Here is a 2,713-nt window from a genome sequence, read left to right as displayed (position 1 = left end):
GCTCAGCGGCCCGCCCGCGAGCCCACCCCGGTCGTCGCTGGCCCCACCCCTCGGTACGGCGGTCGAGCGGCCCTCGGACGTCGACGACGCGCCGGAGCCAACCGCGGTGGTACCGCCTCGGCAGATCACCCGATCATCGACCGAGGTTGCCGCTCCCTGAGCGCCGGGCGTCGTCGTGGTGACCCGGTGGTGTCGCAGCCGGGGTGCGGCCTGCGGGTACCCGCCCGGGAGGTGTTACCGTCGAATCCCGTGGATCGCGTGATCACTGAGCTGATCAAGCACGGCGGTCTGCATGACCGCGACAGACGACACGGGAGCAGGCCTTGGCCCCATCAGCACGGACGACCAGGCACATTTTCGTCACCGGGGGCGTCGCCTCCTCGCTGGGTAAGGGCCTCACCGCCTCCAGCCTCGGCAACCTGCTGACCGCGCGCGGGCTGCGCGTGGTGATGCAGAAGCTCGACCCCTACCTGAACGTCGACCCGGGGACGATGAACCCGTTCCAGCACGGTGAGGTCTTCGTCACCGAGGACGGCGCCGAGACCGACCTCGACGTCGGGCACTACGAGCGTTTCCTGGACCGGGCGTTGTCCGGCAAGGCGAACGTCACCACCGGCCAGATCTACTCCGACGTGATCGCCAAGGAGCGGCGCGGCGAGTACCTGGGCGACACCGTCCAGGTCATCCCGCACATCACCAACGAGATCAAGTCGCGGATCCTGGCGATGGCCGACCCGGACGAGGACGGCCACCTGCCCGACGTGGTGATCACCGAGGTCGGCGGCACGGTCGGCGACATCGAGTCGCTGCCGTTCCTCGAGGCGATCCGTCAGGTCCGCCACGACCTGGGCCGCGACAACTGCTTCTACCTGCACGTGTCGCTGGTGCCCTACCTGGCGCCGTCGGGTGAGCTGAAGACGAAGCCGACGCAGCACTCGGTGGCGCAGCTGCGCAACATCGGTATCCAGCCCGACGCCATCGTGCTGCGCTGCGACCGGGAGATCCCGGTGAAGCTCAAGGAGAAGCTGTCGCTCTACTGCGACGTGGACGCCGAGGCGGTCGTCGCCGCGCCGGACGCGCCCAGCATCTACGACATCCCGAAGGTGCTGCACCGTGAGGGGCTGGACGCGTACGTGGTGCGCCGGCTCGGGCTCTCCTTCCGGGACGTGGACTGGACCAGCTGGGACGACCTGCTGGAGCGGGTGCACCGGCCCCGGCACACGGTCACCGTCGCGGTGGTCGGCAAGTACGTCGATCTGCCCGACGCGTACCTGTCGGTGAGCGAGGCGATCCGGGCGGCGGGCTTCGGTCACCGGGCGCGGGTGCAGCTGCGCTGGGTGCCCAGCGACGAGTGCGTCACCCCGGCCGGCGCCGCGGCGGCCCTGGCCGGCGTGGACGGCGTCCTGATCCCCGGCGGTTTCGGGGTGCGCGGCATCGAGGGCAAGATCGGCACCGCCCGGTACGCCCGCGAGAACGGCATTCCGCTGCTCGGCCTCTGCCTCGGCTTGCAGTGCATGACCATCGACGTGGCCCGGCACCTGGCCGGCCTGGACGGCGCCAACTCGTTGGAGTTCGACGAGCAGGCCGCCCACCCGGTCATCGCCACGATGGCCGACCAGGAGGACATCGTCGCCGGCAAGGGCGACCTGGGCGGCACGATGCGGCTGGGGGCGTACCCGGCGGCGCTGACCGAGGGCTCGATCGTGGCCGAGGCGTACGGCAGCACCGAGATCAGTGAACGGCACCGGCACCGCTACGAGGTGAACAACGCCTACCGGGACGCGCTGACCAAGTCGGGCCTGCACATCTCCGGCACCTCGCCGGACGGCCGGCTGGTCGAGTTCATCGAACTGGACCGGAGTCTGCACCCGTTCTTCGTGGCCACCCAGGCGCACCCGGAGCTGAAGAGCCGCCCGACGCGCCCGCACCCGCTGTTCGCCTCGTTCGTCAAGGCGGCGGTGGAGTACTCGCAGGCCGACCAGTTGCCGGTCGACCTGGACGCGGCGGAGGCCCCGGCGACGCGCAAGGCCGCCCGCAACGGCGCCGCGACGAAGGCGTCATCCGCCTCGTGAGCAGCCTGGAGCACCGGTACGAGGTGCGCTCCCGCGAGGAGCGGTACCGGGGGCGGATCTTCGACGTGGTCACCGAGGAGGTGACCATGCCGGGCGGCGGGACCGCGCGGCGTGACCTCGTGCGGCACGTCGGGGCGGTGGCCGTGGTGGCGCTCGACGACGCCGGTCAGGTGGTGCTGATCCGGCAGTACCGGCACCCGGTGGGGCGGCACCTGTGGGAGCTGCCGGCCGGGCTGATGGACGTCTCCGGTGAGGAGTTGCCGGCGGCGGCGCTGCGGGAGCTGGCCGAGGAGGCGGACCTGACCGCCGGGCGGGTCGACGTGCTGGTCGACCTGCACAGCTCACCCGGGTTCACCAACGAGGTCGTCCGGGTGTTCCTGGCCCGGGACCTCGCCGAGGTGCCGGCCGGCGAGCGCCACGAGCGCCGCGACGAAGAGGCCGACCTGCAAGTCGTGCGGATCGACCTGGACGAGGCGGTCGCCATGGTCCTGGCCGGTGAGATCACCAACGCGTCGGCGGTCGCCGGGCTGCTGGCCACGGCCCGCGCGCGGGAGACCGGCTTCGCGGCGCTGCGCCGGGCGGACGCGCCGCTGCCGCGCTGAGGCGCCGGTTTCCGCGTCGGCGAGGGAGCACGCGAGAAG

2 protein-coding genes are annotated in these 2,713 nt (G+C 71.8%); both read left to right on the top strand.

Features of this window, described 5'->3' with window-relative positions:
- The first annotated feature begins 323 nt into the window (after window positions 1–323).
- The gene (locus JNW91_RS30945; RefSeq protein WP_203178997.1) at window positions 324–2,072 is read left to right on the top strand and encodes a CTP synthase; all 1,749 of its coding nucleotides are present in this window, start codon (window positions 324–326) and stop codon (window positions 2,070–2,072) included.
- Complete coding sequence (locus JNW91_RS30940; RefSeq protein ID WP_203178996.1) at window positions 2,069–2,674, top strand: NUDIX domain-containing protein; 606 nt, start codon at window positions 2,069–2,071, stop codon at window positions 2,672–2,674. Before JNW91_RS30945 ends, JNW91_RS30940 begins: the two co-directional genes overlap by 4 nt.
- The last annotated feature ends 39 nt before the right edge of the window (window positions 2,675–2,713 follow it).

Source organism: Micromonospora parastrephiae (assembly GCF_016802865.1).
In the GTDB taxonomy this organism is placed as follows: Bacteria; Actinomycetota; Actinomycetes; order Mycobacteriales; family Micromonosporaceae; genus Micromonospora; species Micromonospora parastrephiae.
Note: the sequence above shows the minus strand (reverse complement) of the source record. Positions and strands in the feature narration are given on the sequence as shown.